This is a genomic window from Microbulbifer sp. ABF4_107, assembly GCF_056312215.1.
Genome location: NZ_CM149983.1, coordinates 3,433,215 through 3,454,634 on the forward strand (window position 1 = coordinate 3,433,215; position 21,420 = coordinate 3,454,634).

Consider the following 21,420-nt stretch of genomic DNA (forward strand, 5'->3'; position numbering starts at 1 on the left):
GGCGCAGTCAATGGAATGAACTTCGACTTTGAATCCGGGTTCAGATTCACTCGCGATGTTACGCGACCGGTAAGGCTTCTTCCGGCGACATCTGGTCAGCACTTAAACTGATATATACCGGTTCATCCGTTTCCAGCTCGGTAGACATATGGGTATTCCACCCGAGCAGAGGTTGGGTTGCGGCCTGATTTGATAACTGTACCGGTGCAACATCGTCGGTAAACAGGGTTGCCGAAATCTCGAAATCCATCTCGATACCGGCACTCAACTGGATAAACGATTTTAACGCTTCCAATTTTCCACCACCCGGAGCCATGGCCATGTGATCTTCATACGCCATGGGCTCGATCACCACGCGGAATTTATTCTGTGCCTGAAAACAGTGAGTACCCATTATCGTGTCTACGCCCAATCGGTTGTTTACACCAAGAGGTTGCTCTGGACCGGGGAGCCGGGTCAGCACGTCTTCTGGCAATGCGTCCCACTGCCCCTGAAACTGTTCAATGGATACATTCAGGCCAAAAAACTGGCGAATCATTTGCGCCAGCCCAGTGGCGGAGCACTGCTGTCTCCCCAGGTGACCGGCCAGCCCCAACAGGGCATCATCAGCTACCGGGAGGCGGTAGCGCATCTCCGAGGTGCCGAGCCCCGCGACCGAGGCTATTGCCTGAGTAAACAGATCCGGCTCGTTATCCCGGCGCAAGCGCGACTGCTCGTAGTTCACCGGTAGCTGATATTTTTGCCACGCCCTGTACAGCAGCGACACGTGGCGGTGATTAAAGATATCCAGAAAATCTTTCAACGCCGCGTTTTTTTCTTTCAGTTCCTGCTGAACCACTTCCGTCATGAAGTACGGCAGGACACCCTGGCTCCCCACAAGGCCGCCAAAGCCCACTTCCATTTCCCACTTTTCCACACGGCCTTCGCCTGTGGTTGTATTCCCCTTCTGCGGGCTCAACTTCAGTACGTCTGCACTGACAAACGACAGCGAGGTCTGTGACTTGAAGCGCAGAAACTCGCGAGATGGTGGCGTAGCACTTCCCAATCGTCTGCGCCCATAGGGCGAGTCGTCGCCCGGAGCGAGTACCGCGGACTCCAGCAGCCGTACCGCCTGAAAAAATTCAAACTGGTAGGGTGCGGTCCGCAGCTGTTCGATTACACCAGTGCTTTGTCGCCCGCGCGCGGTGGCCATCGCTTCAGCTCTCCGTCCCGACCGCTCAATTTTGCGATTAGCCGGGTAAATGAATTTATTGAACAGTAAAGACCGAGAAAACGTTCGATAACACTGGCAAACAGCAGTGCGCTGGTACCCTTGAGCATCATTGAATCCAGCTCGATGGTAACTTCAGTGCCGCGACACAGAACTACACTACCGTCGATCTGAATCGGTGCGGTGATCGGCCGGGTATCCAGTTTCAACAATGCCTCGATCAGATTGCGGGTGCTGCCGGAATTTCGGAAGTCGTAAAGCCGCAGGATCTCTTTGAAGGCGTCATTACCACCTTCGCCGCTCAGGGAAAGATGGTTGAGATTCAGGTGAGATACCAATCGCCAGTATCCGCGCTCACGGCGCGGTGGTCGCAATGTCTCCGTAGGTGGCACAACGCAGCTGATACGCTGTGCCGGCGCGTCGCCGTCTACGATAGAAAGATACGGCTGGGCGTTGCCGGTGGGTAACTTCTTTGGCAGGTTGCGGTTACTGCAGGTCAGCTTCAGGTCGAGGGTCTGCCCACCGGCTTCCAACGGACGAAACTCCAGATCTACCAGACTGACATCCAGCTCTGAAGCTTGCTCATTGCCGTGCTCGCCCTCAATCACATCCCGGCGCCGGGAGAACCAGAATGCACTTTGCGCATTGCCCGATTGACTGTGCTGTAAACCGTAAAACGGTCGGTAACGGGTGGTATTACCGGAAGAATCGGTGCCATTGACTTCGTCGATGGAGTACACCTCCAGCCCATCGCTGCGGCGAACGTCAGGCACCACGTGATACTGATACTGGCGGTGATCGACCGGAATCGGGTCAGCGCTTTGGCTAAACAGGTTGATAACCGGCGTGCATCCGAGGGCAAACATATCCTGGGTCATCTGCTTTTCCAGCTCGTCGTGGGTTTCCGACAAATAGAAATACAGGTTCAGGGTGTCCCCGTAACGGGAGTCGATCGCATCGGCGAGTCCAGTGATATCAATGAACTGGAACTTTTCCGGGAAGGAAAAATATTCAGTCAGCAGCCGGTATCCTACGAATGCGGTTTCTGGATAGGGTAAAAGCCCCTCATCGCTATTGAGCCCCACTTGCTGAATAGAGTTCGCTTCGAGCATAACCGGTGATGGGTCGCCCTCACCATTCGCCACCACCAGTTTGACGCACTTGGTCAACAGCAGGTCGTAGAGCTCACAAATATGGCTTGGCAAACCACGCAGGTAAAAGCGAAGTGTTTCAAGGGATAACTCAGAGAAGGCCACTTCGCTGCTGAGGGTTTTCAGGGACAGCTTGAGTACGCCATTGGCCCCCTGGACATCGTTGCAGCCGGGCGCAATAAATGGACGCGCCATGAGGCTCGCTGAATCTACACGGAACGGTGATATATCCACCGGATACCGACTGCTGAATCGACAGGTCTGCCCGTGGAAGCTTTCTGACTCCAGCACCAGATCCTTTTCAAGATACACAATAGCGTCCAGGTCCGGCTCCGGCTCAAACTGCACGATCGCACAGGAGGGAATCGGCCGCAGGTAATGTGGGTATAAGGTTTCCAGGATCGCATCGGTAAGCTCGGGGAAGTCGTCGTTCAGCTTTTGCTGCACCCGCGCGTTCATATATGCGAAGCCGGAGAGCAATCGACCCACCAACGGATCATCTACGGTTTCGGCATCCAGCTGCAGACGGGATGCCGCTGCCGGATGTAAACGTGCAAATTCCCCCGCACTCTGCTGTACGAAGGCCAGTTCCCGCTCGTATAAATCAATCAGTTTTTCGCTCACTACAGAATCTCCGAGACATCTACGAGCTGGGTAACCGGGTTGAGTGTGGAATCAAACACGATTACCTCTGAGGCTGGGTTCACATGTAGTACCGCTTCCACTCGGAAGCGGATACTCGGATCTTCTACATCCACCTTGTCCTGAGTGGACACCTTGACCGAGCGAATACGAGGCTCGAAATCGAGAATAGTGCGTTCGATATCCCGGCAGAAGCGTTTGCGGCTATCTACAGATGTCAGATTTATGGTGGATAGATCAGGCAATCCGAAATTGATATTGGAGCTCTCAAGGTGTTCGTGCTCTTCCGGCGCGGACATGCACCGGTAACGGGTATTGAACAGATATTCCAGATCCCGTCGCACCCCTTCGCGTAACTGTCGCAACACCTGATGAGGGCGATGTAGATCCACTTGCCCGGAAGACTCCAGCAGGCGATCCAGCAAGGGAGCAATCAGTCGCTTTTCCAGCGCCATCAGTTCACTGCTCCCACACCAATCTGCGACAGCGCGGTAGTCAGCTTCAATTCCGAGACCAGGTGGTCCACGGTATAGTGGCTCTTCAGGTGAATCACACTCTGGTAGCTACCGATCTTACCCGGCTCGTCCAGCACCCGTACTCGCGCTTCCCGAAGTGGATAGCGCGCAAGCATCTCCCAGGACAGGTCTTCGCGGCCGGTGGTGTAGCGATCCATCCACTGCTGCAACTGGCGCTCACAATCTGCGGCATTCATATAGGCACCGACTTTGTCGCGAATCATGACTTTGATGTAATGGGCGAAGCGCGATGCACAGAGAATCTGCTGCAACATACCACTTATACGCGCATTAGCTTGTGCAGCTTTAGAGCTGTACTGTTTGGTTTTCTGTAAAGATGGCACACTGTTGAATGCGCTATAAGGCGTGTCATAGCAGTGGCACAGACAGATAAAGCCGAGGTCACTCAGTTCGCGCTCGACAAAATCGGTCACCAGTATAGAGGTCGACATCTTCAGAAACTGTGGGCTGCTATCTACCCCGTACCCGAGTGCTGGCAACTGGGTAACCAGGCCACCGCCAAGATGATCACGCGCGACGCCACGAATATGTGAGAACCATCCTACCTCATCGAATTCCCGCACCAGCACCGCACCAATGGCAAAAACGCTGTTGCCCCACAGATAATTCTTACTGGTGGTTCCCGCGACTTCCTCGCGATAGCGCAGTCCGCGGTAGGCAGAAAAGCCTTCGGTATGCGGCTCTCGCATAAGTACCTGCGGCAATGTGATACCGATAAATCGGCTGTCTTCCAGGTCCCGCAGGCTATTCCAACGGATGTACTGTTTCTCGCGAAAAATTTCGCTGTAGTCCATGGGCTTGGCGAGGTCGTCGTAGCTGTCGACACCAAACAGTTGTGGCGTGGCACTGCAGATAAATGGTGCAAAGGCTGCCGCCGCGGTGTGCGCTATACCCTGCAGGGTAAATACGTCGTCAAAGGGGTGCCCCTCGAATGGACGATGCGATATGTAATAGTCACCGAGCAGCAGACCATAGGGCTCACCACCTGGCGTTCCAAACTCTTCGTTGTAAATCAGATGGAAGAAGCCTGACTGATCGAAGTCCGGCGCGCGTTCGATATCGCGGGACAGATCTTTCCAACTCAAGTCGAGCAGCTTGATCTTGATATTGTCGGCGCTCGGTGTCTGCTGGATCAGCAGAGACAGGCCTCGCCAACTCGCTTCCAGACGCTGAAATTTTGGCGCGTGAATAATGTGATTAAGCTGCTCACTGATGAGTGTATCCAGCTCGCTGATCACGCCACTGATCCACTGACGCACACTGCTACTACGGGACGCGTCTCCGGTACCCCGCGCACTTACCCACCGCTCGAATGCAAACAGGTCATCGGGCTCGTCTAGAAATTCCTGTAGCCAGCTGGCCCCGGACACAGGTTCGCCGCCGACATCCGCAGAAACACTGCCGGAATGTGTACTGTAAGAAACGGCAGACAAGACGAAAACTCCCCGGAATCCTTGGGACAGAATTTATAAAGAAGAAAGCACTGAAGTAGCAAATTGGGGCCGGCGGGAAACGCCGGCCCCCACCATTAACCCGCAGACGGGATATTGGCGACCATACGCATGGATGTGGTGAGCTCTTCCATTTGCAGCCACGGCTTCAGATAGGCCACAGCGCTGTAACAACCGGGCTGACCGGGAATTTCCTTCACTTCAACACGGGCTTCCGCCAGCGGATACTTAGCCTTCATCTCGGCACTCGCATCCGGGTTGGAGTTGGTGTATTGGGAAATCCACTTGTTCAACCAGCGCTCGCAGTCACCGGCTTCCATAAAGGAGCCCACTTTGTCCCGCGCCATTACCTTCAGGTAGTGTGCGATACGTGACGTGGCCATCAGGTATGGCAGACGGGCGGAAATGGAGGCATTGGCGGTGGCATCCGGATTGTCAAAAACCTTGGGCTTCTGCGCGCTCTGGGAACCAAAGAATACGGAATAATCGGTATTTTTGTAGTGGCACAGCGGCAGGAACCCCTGAGCGCTGAGCTCCGCTTCACGACGGTCGGTGATGCCGATTTCCGTGGGGCACTTCTGGTCAAGATCACCGTCGTCACTTTTGAATACGTGGGTCGGCAAACCCTGCACCTTACCGCCACCTTCCGCGCCGCGGATAGCGGTACACCAGGAGTTTTCGGCAAATGCCTGAGTCATGGTGGTACCCATCACGTAGGAGGCATTCATCCAGCAGTACTGGTCGTGATCGGCGGGCTTGGACACACCGGACTCGTCGACTTCAAATTCTTCGAAGTTGAAAGATTCCACTGGCTTGGTGTTGGCACCGTAGGGAGTGCGCGCCAGAGTACGCGGCATGACCAGGGTAACGAAGCGGGAATCGTCACTGTCGCGGAAGCTGCGCCACTTGATGTATTCGCCGGATTCGAAAATACCGCCCAGGTCGCGGGGCTTGGACAACTCGGTGAAATCATTGAAACCGAACATGCCGGCGCCGGCGGCGGAGATAAACGGACAGAAGCCCGCTGCCGCCACGTTGGACATTTTGCTCAGCAGCTCGATATCTTCCGGGTGACTGGTGAATTCGAAGTCGCCGATCATGCAGCCGAACGGCTCACCACCGGCAGTGCCAAACTCTTCTTCGTAGATTTTCTTGAAGGTCTGACTCTGGTCGAACTCGACCGCCTTGTCCAGGTCGCGGAACAGTTCGCGCTTGGACAGGTTCATCATGCGGATTTTCAGGGTTGCACCAGTCTCTGAATTCATCACCAGGTGGTTGAGACCGCGCCAGGAGCCTTCCAGCTTCTGAAATTTCTCGTCGTGCAGGATTGCAGACAACTGACGGGACATAGCCTGATCAATCGCCTGTACCGCTTTGTTGATGGTCTGAGTCAGGTTGCGATCCCAGGTCAGGGTACCCTGCATGGCCTGCTTGGTGAGGTTGGCAATCAGGTCCTGCGCTTCGTCGGGCTGGGTCTGTTTGGTGGCGGTGATCGCCTGTTCCAGCAGACTGACCGACTGCTCTTCAACTTCCTGTTCTGCTACGTTTTCAACTTCGGTACTCATTACGCATCCTCTCCCTTATCTTCGCCCTTTTCTTCACCGAGGCCCAGTTGTTCGGAGATGGCACTGACGTTGTCGGTACTTTTGAGAATATCCTCGAGCACTTTTTCCAGCTCTTCGGAGCGGTCGGCCTTGCTCAGAAGGTCGCGCAGTTTGCTGCGTGCTTCGAGCAGTTGTTTCAGGGGCTCAACCTGATCGACGATCTGCTCAGGAGAGAAATCGTCCATATGATTGAAGTCCAGGTCCACCGCCATTTTGCTTCCATCACCGGACAGGGTGTTTTCCACCTGCAGGTTCAGTTTGGGATTTACCTTGGCCATTACATCGTTGAAATTGTCGCGATCAACCTGTACGAACTTGCGCTCTTTCAACGGGCGACGATTTTCGGTGTTGTCACCGGAATAATCACCCATAACGCCGGTCACGAAGGGAAGCTCTTTTTTGACTTCCGCGCCATTGGTTTCCACATCGTAGGTGATGTGTACACGCGGCTTGCGCACGCGCTTCAGTTTGTTGTGAATACTCTCTGACATCGGGGTCTCCTTTCCTCAATTCGGGAATCGTAGTGATGAGTGGGTTTACCAGCTTGGGGCACCGGTTTCAGCTGGTGCAGTTTCGGTTTGTTCGGACCAGTTGCCGTCGCCCTGCTCTGGAGCGGCCGATGCAGTGGCAGATTCCGTCGGAGCTGCCGCCGGCTGTTTCGGGCTCGCCACTGCGACCGGGGGTGCCACATAACGCTGGCTGTCACTACCATCGAGCATGACACCGGTCAGTTGGGAGTAGATTGCTCGGGACTGGTCATCGGGCAACAGCTCTGTCATCAGTTCGGCAACGGTCATACGACCCCAGCTGATCAGACGTTCCAGCCCGGGTGCCAGTGGCGTGTGGGGCTCATAGGTACGGAAATAGCGCGCCGCCTTTTCAAGAAGCACCAGTGCGTCCTCACGTGTGGTAATCGCACCGGTGGGCACTGCCATCTGCTGCACCATGGCTGCGACTTGCTGCATTCCCGGCTCGGATGTCTCCTCATCACTGTTGCTCTCTGCAACTTCCGGTACGGCCGCCAGCGACTCCAGCTGCTCCTTGTAGATAAAGCGCGTGGTGCGCAGGACTTCGTCCAGCAGGCCGCTGATGTTGGAAAAGGGTGGTGCGTCGTGGGCGCAGTGAGAACGGAGGGTTTCGTTAATTTTTTTGTACGTGGTCAGCGCTTCTTCCAGGGTCTCCACCAACCCCTTGGCCCACTGGGGGGCAGCACCTTTTGAGCACTGTTCAAATTCGCCAATGCCGTACCCGAGGGTTTCTACCCGTGCGGCCTTGGCATCCGGGTCGGCAATCTTGTCCGCGTCTCTCGCCTGCTGGTACTGAAAGAAGGAAAAACCACCGAAGTCTCCTTCCGGGGTAATGTCAGCGCTGCGAATCGGTAGCAGCAAAGTGCCGTCGGCCCCATCACCATTCAGTCCGGTGAGCGGCGCCACCTTGGTTTCCAGTCCATCTTCGTCCGGCTCGGGATAGAGGCCATCCCAGAAGTTATCCACTAACCCTTGCAGCAACACAATACCGTCGCGCAAGCCGGCAAAACCATGCAGACGAATCAATGCCTCCGTGTACCAGCTGGCAACTTCAAGGTCTTTACTTTTCTCCCGCAGAATTTTCTCCGCGGTAGCCGCGACGTCGCGCCAGGGAGCAAGCAGATCGCTATCACTATCATCGAACATCGCCGAACGCTCAGCCGCGCGGGCGCTGTTGCGCGCATCCTTGATGGTGTAGTAATCGGAGGTGGGAGAACGATCTTCGCGAATATCCTCTCCCTGAGGATTGTCCCCGGCTATCGCCTGCAGCAGGGCATCAATCTCGATTACATTGGCGAATGCCATAAGAAATCCTTTTCTCTCAAGTCTTGTGAATGACGTTACTGGGCGCCAAATCGCTGTTTCAATACGGGGAAAATGCGCACTTGCGGGTTATCAGGCCCGCATACGCCGCTTTCTGCGTGACATACGCCCCATAGGTTCAACCAGTCTGGATTGTGATTCTTCGGGTATAAAGCTGGAGAGTACGTTCACTAACTGCGCCCGCTTCTGATCAAATTCCCGCGCCTCACACCACAAAAACTGTGTAAACACCCGCCCACGACTATTGCAGCAGGCCACCAGGTAGCGCACCGGGACCCCGTCAATTTCCGCGGCGATTTCCCCGGCGAATCCACTGAAGTACCCCACTGCGAGCTCGCTTGCTGGACGAACAACCAAACCGCCATTGACCTGCCCGGCGCACTGATGAAGCTGCGCGCCGCAGTAATCACTCATGTCGGATGCGCTTTGCGCCTGTTGCAGTGCTTGCCACAGCACGACACAAAACTCATTTTCATCCAGATTTCCGGCCTGGATCACTGCACTCTTGTTTAATCCCACCAGTGTCTGCCAGTGTGCCGGCACTTGCAGGGTGCAACTACTATCACTGGCGGACATGTTTTGCAGCAATGTTGAGGCACCTACTGCGATATCGCTCGCTTGTTTTGAACCCACACCTGTCATTGCGGCTACTTGCGTATCAGGCGCACGCGGTGACGGCTTCTGCCGTGGCAGACGGATCTCTGTATGCCAGCCTGCCATTGCAAATGCCTTTACGAGACGCTCTGCGTCCGACTTTTGCTCAAATCGTTTCACCACGGATGGGCCGCCCGAAAGCAATCGTTTGATCTGCTTGAAGTCGAGCCCAAACTGACTGGATAGCTGCGAGATTCCCTGCCGCCGGGTAACGCCTTCACACAGGCTACCGATAAACACAACTTGATAGTTGCTCACTGACATTACCATTCCCTGAAATTTTGGCCACATCGACCTGACCTCATCATCCTGAAGAGCTCTCGCAGAGACGCCCACAGAGGCCATATTCACGCTGCCAACCGGAATCATTGCAGCGCTGCTATCAAACAGTAATCGGTACACCTGTACCGATTACGTCAAAACCAAACCATTATTTTATCGAAAATGAATGCGCAAAGAAGTGCAGGGATAAAGCAATTCCAGAGAAAACTGAATTTTTATTGGTACGCCTATACCAAGTACGTCCAAATCAATCTGCCATTAATTAATAAGCGAGAAAAAACCTGAAATTACACGGCATTTCATCCCACCATTTCCTCCGCAAATCTTCGCGATCATTCGATGAGTTTTTAACTGGTAGCGCTTTCACATCCGCGGAAGATGTACGTTCGTACCAGTTCGTCACCAATGATATTCGGGGGCACCCAGCATTGAGCAATAGGACGATGGGTCCGGCAGACCGGGACACAGCATGGTCGTCGAAGCCAACTGCTGCGAGCCAGCACACCACCATAGGCTATAGCTGCTGGCAGACTGCTTGAGCAATTTCTCCATGATTAACGGGTAGCTATCGTCAATACTATTTGTACCGTTTACTGTCATCAGTCCCTGCTCACCGATGCTTATACCCGGTATCGGAAAATCACCGTCCGTTGCGGATCCCATTTCCGGAAATCGGTCCAGCAACTGGTCCACCAGCAAAGCATTCTGCAGCGCCTCAATGGATAAATCCGACAGCGCCTGAAACCATTCATTGCCTTTCTTCATCAAGGCAAACAGGTTGCTCGAAGACGGTTGTGGTGCTGCAAGTGTAAGCGGGAAGTAACGGCCGACACTGTCGACACTTGGAACAAGTACACCTGCCCAACACTGACCATCGACAACGCCAGGGGAGAACGCAAACCGCCAAATAGGGCTTGTAAGGTAGTAATCCAGCCAGGTTTCCCCCATTAGCTCCCTGGCACCGTGCACTGCGCGCTGCAGCCATTCGTCCCAGGGGGTGACAAAGCTGCCGGGTAAATCCCGCTGCACGAAATCCCCGTGAGCGGGCAACTTTCCGAATATACCTCTACTTGCCATGTGACTTTATCCGTCGTTACAAAACTTGCGGGCAGCGATAGGCTGCCAACAGGTTTTTGTCGAAGGGGTTATAGGCACTGGAGGAGCGCACCCGGAACTGAGCGGAGCGGCCCTCTTCGCTGAATGTCAGAAGGTATTCGTTACTGCTGCGCCCGCGGGTCATTTCCGAGTTACCTAGCAAGCGATACCAGGCCCAGTCGCCTTCGAAATGCTGACGGTGCACTGTCTGATTCAGATCTTCGAAAATAATACGCGCGCGATTGGATTCACCACCACGCCAGTCGAGATTACTGCTGGTGCGCGGCCCATGCGAATATGGTACGCGCTGATCGCCTAGCTCAAGTGCAAACAGACGTACCCCGGAATCCAGCTTGGTGGGCTCAATGCGAAAGCCGTATCCGGCCTGCTCGCCTTGAGCAAACAGGGTTTTGCGGATGATCTCTGCGCGCTGTAACTGAGTGAGCGAGCTTGAAGAAATCCCGAGACTACGCCCCTCGAGTGCGCGCGCTTTCCAATTGCGTGTATCGATAAATGGCTTCAGGTATTGCTGCACGAACTGCTGCTCAACACCACCAGGCTTGAAGTATTCGTTAAACAGCAACACCGGCACTTCCTGCTCACTGCGACTTTGCAGAGGAAAACGATTGGCCAGACTTCTGTTGTACACACTGTAAACCTGCTCACGCCATACACGATCCACATGCCCCTTCGCCTTGGCCATCACCAGTGACCAGGTGCTGTCTGCCACCTCCTCCAGCCAGCCATCAAAAGGCGCCGGGGCATTGGCAGCCTTGATGCGTAACTGTTTAATGGCATCGCTGGCGCCGGAAAAGCGCGCCTTGGCCTTATTGAAGGCCGCCTCATTGGCATCGACCCCGCCATCAATTTCTGCGAGATATTCCTGCACCTGGGCAATCGCCGACAGGTATTCCTGCACCCGTGCCGGGCGCCCTTTCTCGCTGCGGGTCAACCGGTGCAATTCCTCAAAGCGCACATCCACCACCGTGGGTTGATACTTCTCAGCCAGTGCGCTGGCCGCACCACTGACCGCCGCACCGCCCAGCCTGCGGGTAGTACTGGAAACCGGCAGCGGCACACCATTGGCATCAACAGGCAATTCCGGGCGAAGCGTCAGGCGAGTGTTGTCGGCGGTGATTTCTGACACCGCGAGCAGAGGCGAATACACCGGGTCCGAAAGTTTGGACAGCACCTCAAATGCCTGGGAGGTGGAATTGAAACCGTTAAGGGAAAAACCGGTCAGGAACTGTCGCCAGCGTTGCTCGTATTCGGAAAGGTAAATACGTTTCACCTCTTCGCCAAGCTTCTCGCGATCTTCCTCACTGAAATCTTCACCGTCGAGATCGTCACCGTAAATCCAGCGCTCCTCGGCCAATTTCTGCAACAGCGGGGCGTCGGCACCAAAATCAACCTCTTTGTAGCCGGCCTTGGTATACAGATACGGAATCTGGAAGCGGCTATCGGACGGGTCCACCCCAAACAGTTGCTGGGTGTCGCCACCCACTTCACCGTAGAGATCAACACTGGTCTGCCCCAAGGGGCTGCGTTGCAATTGTCCATAAAGACGTTGCGGCACAGGAATACGCCGCAACTGCTGGCGTGCACTGGCGACGACCCGCTCATCGGGTGTACGCCCCTGGGGCAGCGGACGGGAGAATAGACGCTGTAAATGCGCGAGCAACTGCTCCTGTTTCGCCGCCTCGCCGCTCAGGCGTTGCGACCAGTCTTCGGCAAAATAGGCCTGCAGTACTTCCAGATCCCGCTTGTCCTCTTCGAAGAACATCAGATACGTTTTAAGCGTGGAGACCAATGCGGGGTCCGCACTGTCCATACGCGACAGATCGCGCTCGATGGTGGTTTGCAGTGCAGGCAGAAACAACTTTTCCAGCTGCTCCCGATACAGGGTATCCGCCGCCTGATCGACACGATCGTCGTAGAGACCGAGGTTGTTCAGCCAGGGATGCTCTTCCTTCTGGTAAACCCGGGAAGCGGCATGCAGGTGCTCCAGCTGAGTCAGCGCTTCTGTGGGCGACAATCGTCGCCCGCGGTTCTCTGCCTGCAATTTTTCAAAGCTGCGGATATTATCCTGTACCTCATTCATATACAGCTTGTTCTGGGCGAGGCTGCCGGTCCACAGAAACAGAGCACCGACAAATATCGCCGCCGAACCCACGTATACCGCACCGCGCAACCAGCGCGTCGCACGCTCGAACTTTCGGTTTACCCCAACAAGCTCCGCTTCCGGGAAGACCACATCCTTGAGCAAGCGATGCAGAAAGTAGCTTTTGCCATTACCCTGGAATTTCTGCCCAACTTCCCGCTCCAAACCAAAGTCTGCGCTCACTGACGCCATCATGCGATCGATGGGGCTGCCTTCCTGGGTTCCGCTGGTGAAGTAGACTCCGCGTACCAGCGGTACGGTATCGTAGCGGTTCGGACTGAATGCCTGGCGCACAAACTCGGCAAGCACACTCTGCAGACTTTCCATTCGCGCAGGAAAACCCTGTAACAGCGCGCGCTTCTCTACATTGCGCTCCTGATTCACCCGCCACAGTACCCGCTGATTGAGGCGTCCGATCAATGCACGGAATTCGCCGGTAAACTCGTCCAGCGGCGCACCGTCACCGACTCGCGCCTCCTCCGGAAAGCTGATCCCCCAGACCTGCTCACGCTCTGCCTGGGACAGGCTGTCGAAAAACTCGCTGAACCCGGCCACCAGATCGCACTTGGTAAAGGTGAGATAAATGGGGAAGCGTACACCCAGCTGCTGTTGCAGCTCATTAACCCGCGCGCGAATGGTTTTTGCCTGGTGCACGCGCTGTTCTGCAGTCTGAACCATCAGATCCTGCAGGCTGATCGCCACCAGTACACCGTTGATGGGGCGGCGACGGCGATGTTTTTGCAGCAGGTTCAGGAAGGCCTGCCAGGCACTATTGTCGTATACCCTGTGACTATCCTGAGTGGTATAGCGGCCGGCGGTATCGATCAGAACCGCGTCGTTGGTAAACCACCAGTCGCAATTTCGCGTGCCGCCGACACCGCCGAGGGCTTCTTTACCATGACTTTGCGCCAGGGGAAATTCGAGACCCGAATTTACAAGCGCAGTGGTTTTTCCAGACCCGGGCGGGCCAATAATGATGTACCAGGGCAGTTGATACAGGGAAACCTGCCCCTGCGCAGAACGGAAGCGCGCCTTACGCAGTACCTGCATAGCATCACGGAAACGCTCTGAGAGTGCCTGCAATTCCTCCTGACTTCGCTCCTGGTCCGGGTCCGCAGCGGCTTCTTCTTTCGAGGATTCGATACCTTCGATCAGCGCCTGATTCTGACGCCGCTCCACCAGCAACTGGGCCAGGTTCCAAACCAGCCAGATGGCAAAGATGAATACAATAATCGCGATACGCACGCCCTTGGACAGGGTGGTGTTATCACTGCCAAACTTGATGTAGTCAGCACCGAACCAGATCAGCAGTGACAAAGCGCTGACCCCGATCAGACCCAGCACCCATTTATTGGCAAAAAAATTGGCCAGACGTTTCATGTTGATTTCCAGCTTCCCTTACTTTTGCTCAGCGCTCTGCTCGACCAATGGTTTAATCGTTGCGTTTTTCACTTCGGTCAGCGCCTGAATTTCCGAAGCCACTGGTGTGGCACTCTGATAGAGCCACCAGCGGTAACCACTGAAAGTAGCGGCGAGGACACCAAACACCACGCTGGCAATCACCCATAGCGGGATGTATTGAATCAGCCGCGTTTTGCGTTCTACACAACCCTGCCAGCGGGGTGACAGGTCCCGGTCCATGGGCGGACGATGACTTTCGATGGTGCGGTACAGGTTGTCGCGGATCTGTTCCAGCTGTTCAAAGCCCCGCGGCGCCAAACGATACTTCCCCTGGAATCCGAGGCTCAGGCACAAATAGAACAGCTCCAACAATTCGATGTGTGAGCCCGGTGTTTCCAGGGTGCGCTGCAGAATCAGAAAGCATTTTTCGCCGCCGAAGGTTTCCTTATGGAACAGGCTCAGCAGCGAATGCTGACTCCAGCCACTGGCGGTACCCCAGGGAGTGGTCAACACCACTTCATCCACCACGGTACACAACAGATAGCGTGCGGTGAGTACCGTTTCCTGCGGCAGCGACAGCTGCTTTGCCTCGCGCTCGAAGGATTGAATCTCCCGTGTCAGGCGCTTGTGCAGGTCCGGCACATTGTTGTGACTCATGGTGGTACGCAGTTTGATGATCGCGCCCAGCAGTTTTGATGCTGCAGAAATCAGCGGGTTCAGGCTGTTGCGAATACGCAGGTCCGCGGCAACTTCGCCGGCGGAGAAATCCTGCACACGCGGGCGGGAACTCACGGGTGCTGCGGCACCGGGTGTGGGAACCATCACGGTGCGATCTGCGGCACCCGGGGTTGAGTAGGCGTCGTTGCTCATGTCAGTTATTCCTGATGGCCCAGAGTTCCATGGTCATACCCGGGAACTCTGCCCCCAGGTGCACCGCAAATCCGCCAGAGCGCTGCATCGTCTGCCAGAGCTCACCGGTGCGTTCCAGTTCGAAGTAAGTGAAACCGGCGTGGTAGGGAATCTGCCGCGGAGCTACAGGCAATGCACGCACGGTGAGACCGGGCAGCTGCGCCGAGATCAATTCGCGAATGGCCTCCACCGGCGCCACTTTGGCCTGCCCGGGGAAGCGACTGCGCAGAAGATCGCCGGGCATATCCGCCTTGGCCGCGAGAATAAAGCTCGCGGTTTTGACCAGGGAGGGGTCGGTAATTGGCGCCACATAAATGCCGAACTTGCGTTGAACCAGATCCATCGGGATTGCGGTCTGTTCCAGCACCGTGGAAAGGGACTGGCGCAGTGCCGAGAATAGTCCGGTGTAGCTCTGCTGCAGGTTGTCGTGCATATAGCGTGGAATTTCCGGCGGGCGCTTGTTGCCAGAGGTAAATGTGGACAGCTCACCGGCAAGCTGTAGTAACTCCACAAACAGCGAAAGCGGATGCAGGCGTGGCTGGCCAGTGATCTGTTTCAACAGCGGTTCAAAGCGATTGATCACCTGCAGCAACAGGTAATCAGCAATTTCTGCAGAACCGCTGCGACCACTGTCACTCAACCGATGTCCCAGGGCACTACCGCGATGATCCAGCAGACCTTTGACTTCTTCGATATACGCCTTGATCACCGGCGATGCATCGGCGTTCAGCAGTGGCGGTATATATTCTGCATCCAACTCTACCGGTTTTTCCGGCTGCCGTTCGCGAATACGCGCAATCCCGATTGCCGCATAACCGCTCAGGTCTTCGCTGCCAAGTTTTAAACAAGTGCGCAGCTTGCCAACCTGAATACGCGCCGCCTCACCCGAAGTAGACGCACTGTTTCGTGCGTCGAAATTGAAAGCCTGATACCGCGCCTGGGGAAAATCTTCCTGATCGCGTACAGATTCCTGGCTGCCCGGACGCTTCATCGGTATACACAGGTACACCACTTCATCCCGGGTATTCACCGGCACATCCAGTACATCCGGAAGATGCTCGTTTTCCGGAGCCAGCATCGGCGTGCCGTCGGGGAAAATGGCACTCACCCGAGACAGGGAAAGCTTACCCATGGCCATGGGCTCACTGTCGATAGCCAGTTCGATCAGCCCCCAGGTGTATGGCCCCAGCGCACCGGTGCGTGCCTCAAGCAACTGTTCCAGATAGCGATCCTGTTGCTGGAAATGCTGCGGGCGCAGGAACATACCCTCGCTCCAGATCACCTTGTTATTCGCCGACATACGTTTTCCCTGTTGCGGCGCGAAGCACTGGCTTCGCGAAATTAACGAACGATGAATGACTCAGAATCAGCGCTTGCCGGACTGCTGCAGTTTTTGCAGGCGCTCGTACTCGGCACTGGAGATGGTCACACTTTTGCCTTTTTCGGCGGAACCTTCACCACGCTCGTCAGAACGACTGGCCGCCGCGCGCGAGCGCATATTCAGCGCTTCCGTGGATGCCATGCGGGTTCCGGCAAGGGTGATCGCGTAATCGTTTTTGCGATGATCGGTAATCGGCAGCAGCATCAATGCATCCGCACGCTGGTACTGAACAAATTCCGCCAGCAGACCGATATACTTCACTTCCGGTGTCAGCGGCAATTTTTCAAGACGCTGCTCGCCGGGGGCAAACTCTTTGAGAATTACGGTATTAATCAGATCCTTGCCCAGACGGGACTCGGCGTTCTCGTAGAGATTTAAAAACTCTTCCCGGGAGAACTGGCGGTCGTCGGCGAGCATAAACACGCGCACTACCACCGGCGATGCGCGACCATCACTGTCCGGATTGACGTCCTGCTCAATATCCAGATTCAGCGCAACACTGGTATCAAAATTCAGGGTGCGGCGGGTGGTCTGACAGGACGCGACACTGACCGCCACAAGCAGGATCACTAGCAGCTGTACAATTTTTTGAGTTTTCACGGTTTGCTCCGGTATTTTTTACCGTAGAAGTTTCGTGGTGACAGATGCCGAGCCACTTCCCTTCGACGATGGATACATCGGTTGATATAAAATTCTATTTCTTGAAGCTTTTATCTAAAAAATATTAAAACCAGCTATCGAGACTATTTATTAAAAGAGCGTGAATTTTTCAGCTCAGACAGCTGACTCTCATAGGTGGTTGCGAACTCCTCACCAAACAGGCGGCGATAGCAGTTATCCGGGTCGCTCACCAGTTGCCGATAGGCATCTACATAGTTCTCCCAATTACGGGAACTCTTGCTGCTGAACACGCCGTTTTGCGATCCACCGCGACGCTCAATATTCTCCGGGCTGAAGAAACGCAACATGGCTTCGTAACCGGCGCGCATACCGGACAGGACGGCCACCTGATGATCGGAGAGATCATCAAAACTATCGCGTACCGCATCCACCGGTGTCATAAATGCACCGGTGCCGGCGAACATCGCACCCAGGGCATCTTTTGCGGTGGCACTGAATTTCAACGGATTGTTGGCCTCCGTCTGAATCATGGTGCGCTGTACACGCAACTCATTTTTGATACTGGTGCGCGCGCGCAGCAGATCAATCAGTCGCGCAACCGACTCCTCAACAATCGCCGCAGCCTGGTTGTCCAGCTGCGTCAGTTGTTCGCCCTGTAACTGCAGCCCAAGACGCTGCGCCAGCGCAACCTGAGGCTGGGATGGTTGTGACGGTGCGCCTGACAGATTTTCCGCAGGAGGCACCGAAACGGCTGCGGCTGATTCCACCGGCGCTTCGGTAGAGGGTGTGATTGCAGGTGGCGTAAACTGCTGGGAACCCTGCGCGAATCCGTGGTCCTGCACTGGAGCCGGGGTTGCGCCCGCCACTTCCAGGCCGGGAAAACTGGCCGGCGAACTCTGTGGCGCCGCAGGCATATTTGGCGAAGCGAATTCATCACCACCGCCGAAACCGGGTGCACCGGAAACCTGGTCACCGGCCACTTCAGAAAATGATTCGGCGAAGGGGTTGTGCGCAGCGGGCTGGTTGCCCGGAGGTGGTGCAACCGGCTGTGATGGCTGTTGCGCTACAGCCTGCGATTGCCCGAACTCAGATTGCGGCGCCCGGGGAGCAGACTGAGGCGGAAGCGACGGACTCGAACTGGTCGCAGATGGCACTGCCGGTACGTCCTGCTGCGTGCGGAATTGCATGGCGTGGTTGTGCGCCGGCGCGTGATCCTGCTCGCTGCCGTCCTTCCACCAGGCATCGTCTTCTCCCCACTGACTGGCTGGAGCCGGAGATGGCGCCGCCGAAAAACTGCTTAGCGGATCGAAGCCGCTGTTGCTGATGCCGCTCCCCCCAAAACTACCGCCGTCAATACCGGTGCCGAACGGGTTCTGGTCAGCCGCACTGCCTCGATTCAATACCTGCAGTGGGTCGGTTGGCGATTCCTGCCCGAGTAAGTTGTCAAAGCTGTTGCTGCCAAAAATATCTGACGCGGCATCGGTACCGCCCCCGGCCAGATAGCCCCATTCGCCACTCTGGTTTTTCGCTGCACTGGCGCCGGGTTCCAGCCAGCTATCGAGCTCCTGGGCTTCTTTATTACTTTGCATTTTTGCCGCGGCCGCAGGACTGAACGTGGTGCGGTCTGAACTGTCCAGAAAGTCGGCTTCTCCCAGGCCTTTGGGGAGGTCGCTATCTACCTTTGGCTGGCGAATCGAGACCTTGAGCTGGTAATCCCCGAGACCGATCACATCGCCATCACCGAGGGGAATGCGGTTGCCCTTTCCCAGGGGATCCGCGGAATGATTGTGGTAGGTGCCATTGGTGCTCTGATCCACCAGAAAGTAGCGATTGTCCGCAAACAGAATTTCGCCGTGGCGGGAAGAGACCACCCGCTGCGGATCCGGTAGAACCCAATCGTTGCTATCCGCGCGACCGAAGCTGCCGCCCTCACGGGTGAACAACTTGGTGTGCTTCAGCATATTGGCCCCATCGGGGTCAGCGACGACGGAAAGCAATAGATCCATGACGTTCAGACTCGCACTCTGGTTGTCCGCGGTATATCACCACACCGCAATACAGGATGGATGGGAAAGTCACTCACCAGGCACCTCGCAGCGCCGTACCGGCCAGTGACTGCAGCCGCGGCAGAAGGATTTCGTCGCGGCCCTGCACTGAGCGAAGCGCGCTGAGACCCGCGTCGCTAAAACGCGCTGCCGCTCGATCAGTCATCCAGGCTTCCGCGCAGGGGGTGAGCCATTCACCGTGGGGAAGCTTGCGCAGATGCAGGGGCAGATCGGTGTACTGATCCGCGGCCACCGCGGCGGGAACTCCTGCGGCAGAAAATGCAGAGCAGATGGAGAGCGCCAGCAGGTAGGCGCTATTGCCCCACAGGTAATACCGATGGCCAAGCTCCGGACTCAGCTCTTCGAAGGCAAAAGTCTCGGTGCGCGATGCGTCGGCCCCAAACGGCATCCGCAGCAGAAAACGGGGAGCGGCAAGGGCCACATGCTCGCACGCAGAATACTCCCGTAGCGCCTGCCAGCCTTCGGCAAACGAATCTGCCAACGGGTAACACCAGTCATCCGGATCCATGGAACCTGCCATATTTGGACAACCCGCGAGCCGGCAGTCGCCGCCCAGTACCAGTGTGCTGCCCGCCGCCTCGGCGATGGTGGCAAGGTCGATCAACATATGCAGATCGCGTTCATCGTCGTTAACGAAAAAGTCCCCGAGGATCAGATCGTACGGCTTGCTGCCGGCAACGGTATGGCGCTCTACCAGACACTTGAAAACCCCTGCGGCCTCGAGGTCATCCCCTGCCTGGGCGAGGTCTGCGAGAATCTCTTCCTTACTGATATCCAGCAGATGAATTTCCAGCCCCGGGTGATCTTCCAGGCGACGCAGCAACATGTGCAGACTGCGCCAGCTGGCTTCCAGCTGGCGAAAATCGCTGTGATGCATAATTTTGCGCATGGCTTCCGAGGCCGCCTCGGCGACTGCTTCGAGATACGCCGCCTGATTGACGTCTGCTTTTTTCTGCACATAGGGTGCAACGATATCTTTGATCAACATATCGACCTGCCCTTCGGCAGAGCTGCGCACATGCTCCTGATACAGTGACTGGTAGTGCTCACCGGAAAGAATACGGTCCAACATGGATTGCGCACCCTCAGCAGAGCGGGACAAGTCCTGAGCCGGCGCACTGAAGTTTGACGGCAACAAATCCGATCGCCACTGACGGATTTCTTCCGCTGCGAGGGAAAAATCCGCAGGCGTGAGTAGTTGCTTCTCCAGCTCGATAAATTTCTTGAATAGAGGAACACGCTGATACAGGTAATCTGGATGCAGGTCGTCAAACTCCAGTAACTGTAACGTTTCGTCCATACCGGGAATTTTTATCCCCACCTGTAATCGCTCGAACAGCTGTTCAAAGCTGTCCTTTCCCAGGCGATAGGCTTGCCGGTGCGCCAGAGACTGCGGTTCACAAATCGTCCGACTGGCACGGCCACTGAAATCGCCGACGATTGCCACCCGGTAACTGGCACTATGGTTTCGTTTATGGCCATTTTCAGAATTTTCCCCGGAAGAGAAAATGGCCGCGCCGATGTGCATACTCGCTCTACTCACAGTCCCGTCTCCAGGGTAATGGTGTTTTCCTTTTTGGCCGCCTCTACGGTTGCATCGGTGCCACTTTTTGCCGGCGGGTCAACAGGATCATCCATTTTACTTTTTTCGCTGGGTGCAGCAGTGGACTGCCCGTCTGATTTCTTTGCGGCGGATTTACGTGGGCGACCGCGCTTTAACGGACGCACCCGTTGATTGGAGATCTGCTCAATCTTGTCTTTGAATACGTCCCCGCCGAGGATCTGTCCAAGCTTGATGGTCTCGGCAATGTAATCCAGCAGGCGGCGGTCGAAGCGATAGCGAAACAGTTCGCGGTAAGCATCCGCTCTGGCCGTAGCAGTTTCGCCCAGAGCCATATACAGACGGTGATCTTTTATCACAGTGCTCGATGCAATATTGGCGTGATGCTGAAAGCTGGACCAGGGGTACTCGCTCATGGAGTCCGCCAGGCCCAGATAAATGGGGCGGGACTCTACATAGCGGTAACAGGTGAGCAGGTAGGCATCGGAATCGATCAGGCTGGATTTGTAGCGGCCGGCCCACAGAGTGCCCGAGCGGCGGTAGCGATGATTAACATACTGCACATAACGACGCCCCAGTGACTGCATCATGGAGGGAATACCATCCGGCACCTTCGGCGTCGCGATAATCTGGATCATATTGGGCAACAACACATAGGCGTGTATATCTACCCGATACTGGTCCGCCGCGTTACGCAGGCTATCCAGATAAAACTGATAGTCCTCCCCATCAAAAAAGCACGGCAGGTTATTGTGGCCTACCTGCACAATATGCTGTGGGATATCGATCAGATTGAGTCTCGGAAGACGGGGCATCGTGCCAAAAAATCCTTTTTAATTTGCACA

General features: G+C 55.7%; 16 protein-coding genes. All 16 read right to left on the reverse strand.

Annotated elements, in window-relative coordinates:
• Positions 1–58: 58 nt before the first annotated feature.
• On the reverse strand, positions 59–1,192 hold the full coding sequence (gene tssG, locus ACYX4K_RS13990; RefSeq protein ID WP_475091519.1) for a type VI secretion system baseplate subunit TssG: 1,134 nt from the start codon (positions 1,190–1,192) through the stop codon (positions 59–61).
• Positions 1,156–2,985 carry a type VI secretion system baseplate subunit TssF gene (tssF, locus tag ACYX4K_RS13995; protein ID WP_475091518.1) on the reverse strand — a complete coding sequence of 610 codons (1,830 nt, stop codon included), beginning with the start codon at positions 2,983–2,985 and terminating at the stop codon, positions 1,156–1,158. Before tssF ends, tssG begins: the two co-directional genes overlap by 37 nt.
• Positions 2,985–3,458: a type VI secretion system baseplate subunit TssE gene (tssE, locus tag ACYX4K_RS14000; protein WP_475091517.1), complete on the reverse strand. Its 474-nt coding sequence runs from the start codon at positions 3,456–3,458 to the stop codon at positions 2,985–2,987. The genes tssF and tssE overlap by 1 nt, the downstream gene beginning before the upstream one ends.
• Positions 3,458–4,972 carry a type VI secretion system contractile sheath large subunit gene (gene tssC, locus ACYX4K_RS14005; RefSeq protein ID WP_475091516.1) on the reverse strand — a complete coding sequence of 505 codons (1,515 nt, stop codon included), beginning with the start codon at positions 4,970–4,972 and terminating at the stop codon, positions 3,458–3,460. Before tssC (ACYX4K_RS14005) ends, tssE begins: the two co-directional genes overlap by 1 nt.
• Positions 4,973–5,067: 95 nt before the next feature.
• Entirely contained in the window at positions 5,068–6,555 is a 1,488-nt protein-coding gene (gene tssC, locus ACYX4K_RS14010) for a type VI secretion system contractile sheath large subunit (protein ID WP_475091515.1), read from the reverse strand.
• Positions 6,555–7,085 (reverse strand): type VI secretion system contractile sheath small subunit, encoded by a 531-nt coding sequence (gene tssB / locus ACYX4K_RS14015; RefSeq protein ID WP_475091514.1) that lies wholly within the window; start codon positions 7,083–7,085, stop codon positions 6,555–6,557. Before tssB ends, tssC (ACYX4K_RS14010) begins: the two co-directional genes overlap by 1 nt.
• Positions 7,086–7,130: 45 nt before the next feature.
• Positions 7,131–8,426 carry a type VI secretion system protein TssA gene (tssA, locus tag ACYX4K_RS14020; RefSeq protein WP_475091513.1) on the reverse strand — a complete coding sequence of 432 codons (1,296 nt, stop codon included), beginning with the start codon at positions 8,424–8,426 and terminating at the stop codon, positions 7,131–7,133.
• 90 nt (positions 8,427–8,516) lie between these two features.
• Entirely contained in the window at positions 8,517–9,467 is a 951-nt protein-coding gene (locus tag ACYX4K_RS14025) for a hypothetical protein (RefSeq protein WP_475091512.1), read from the reverse strand.
• A 312-nt stretch (positions 9,468–9,779) separates the two neighbouring features.
• The gene (tagF, locus tag ACYX4K_RS14030; RefSeq protein ID WP_475091511.1) at positions 9,780–10,457 is read right to left on the reverse strand and encodes a type VI secretion system-associated protein TagF; all 678 of its coding nucleotides are present in this window, start codon (positions 10,455–10,457) and stop codon (positions 9,780–9,782) included.
• Between the two features lie 16 nt (positions 10,458–10,473).
• Complete coding sequence (gene tssM / locus ACYX4K_RS14035) at positions 10,474–14,016, reverse strand: type VI secretion system membrane subunit TssM (protein ID WP_475091510.1); 3,543 nt, start codon at positions 14,014–14,016, stop codon at positions 10,474–10,476.
• Positions 14,017–14,034: 18 nt separating this feature from the next.
• Entirely contained in the window at positions 14,035–14,907 is an 873-nt protein-coding gene (gene icmH, locus ACYX4K_RS14040; RefSeq protein WP_475091509.1) for a type IVB secretion system protein IcmH/DotU, read from the reverse strand.
• A gap of 1 nt (position 14,908) precedes the next feature.
• On the reverse strand, positions 14,909–16,246 hold the full coding sequence (tssK, locus tag ACYX4K_RS14045) for a type VI secretion system baseplate subunit TssK (protein WP_475091508.1): 1,338 nt from the start codon (positions 16,244–16,246) through the stop codon (positions 14,909–14,911).
• A gap of 66 nt (positions 16,247–16,312) precedes the next feature.
• A complete protein-coding gene (tssJ, locus tag ACYX4K_RS14050; protein WP_475091507.1) occupies positions 16,313–16,927 on the reverse strand; it encodes a type VI secretion system lipoprotein TssJ in 615 nt (204 codons plus the stop codon).
• A gap of 143 nt (positions 16,928–17,070) precedes the next feature.
• Positions 17,071–18,954 carry a type VI secretion system-associated FHA domain protein TagH gene (gene tagH, locus ACYX4K_RS14055; protein ID WP_475091506.1) on the reverse strand — a complete coding sequence of 628 codons (1,884 nt, stop codon included), beginning with the start codon at positions 18,952–18,954 and terminating at the stop codon, positions 17,071–17,073.
• Between the two features lie 73 nt (positions 18,955–19,027).
• The gene (locus ACYX4K_RS14060; RefSeq protein ID WP_475091505.1) at positions 19,028–20,557 is read right to left on the reverse strand and encodes a type VI secretion system contractile sheath domain-containing protein; all 1,530 of its coding nucleotides are present in this window, start codon (positions 20,555–20,557) and stop codon (positions 19,028–19,030) included.
• On the reverse strand, positions 20,554–21,390 hold the full coding sequence (locus ACYX4K_RS14065; protein WP_475091504.1) for a transposase: 837 nt from the start codon (positions 21,388–21,390) through the stop codon (positions 20,554–20,556). The genes ACYX4K_RS14060 and ACYX4K_RS14065 overlap by 4 nt, the downstream gene beginning before the upstream one ends.
• Positions 21,391–21,420: the final 30 nt, after the last annotated feature.

What these genes read in the sequence shown, in the direction of transcription:
- tssG (WP_475091519.1), bottom strand. Translation starts at nt 1,192, where the DNA reads ATGGCCACCGCGCGCGGGCGACAAAGCACTGGTGTAATCGAACAGCTG.
- tssE (WP_475091517.1), bottom strand. Translation starts at nt 3,458, where the DNA reads ATGGCGCTGGAAAAGCGACTGATTGCTCCCTTGCTGGATCGCCTGCTG.
- tssC (WP_475091515.1), bottom strand. Translation starts at nt 6,555, where the DNA reads ATGAGTACCGAAGTTGAAAACGTAGCAGAACAGGAAGTTGAAGAGCAG.
- tssB (WP_475091514.1), bottom strand. Translation starts at nt 7,085, where the DNA reads ATGTCAGAGAGTATTCACAACAAACTGAAGCGCGTGCGCAAGCCGCGT.
- tssA (WP_475091513.1), bottom strand. Translation starts at nt 8,426, where the DNA reads ATGGCATTCGCCAATGTAATCGAGATTGATGCCCTGCTGCAGGCGATA.
- ACYX4K_RS14025 (WP_475091512.1), bottom strand. Translation starts at nt 9,467, where the DNA reads ATGATTCCGGTTGGCAGCGTGAATATGGCCTCTGTGGGCGTCTCTGCG.
- tagF (WP_475091511.1), bottom strand. Translation starts at nt 10,457, where the DNA reads ATGGCAAGTAGAGGTATATTCGGAAAGTTGCCCGCTCACGGGGATTTC.
- tssM (WP_475091510.1), bottom strand. Translation starts at nt 14,016, where the DNA reads ATGAAACGTCTGGCCAATTTTTTTGCCAATAAATGGGTGCTGGGTCTG.
- icmH (WP_475091509.1), bottom strand. Translation starts at nt 14,907, where the DNA reads ATGAGCAACGACGCCTACTCAACCCCGGGTGCCGCAGATCGCACCGTG.
- tssK (WP_475091508.1), bottom strand. Translation starts at nt 16,246, where the DNA reads ATGTCGGCGAATAACAAGGTGATCTGGAGCGAGGGTATGTTCCTGCGC.
- tagH (WP_475091506.1), bottom strand. Translation starts at nt 18,954, where the DNA reads ATGGATCTATTGCTTTCCGTCGTCGCTGACCCCGATGGGGCCAATATG.
- ACYX4K_RS14065 (WP_475091504.1), bottom strand. Translation starts at nt 21,390, where the DNA reads ATGCCCCGTCTTCCGAGACTCAATCTGATCGATATCCCACAGCATATT.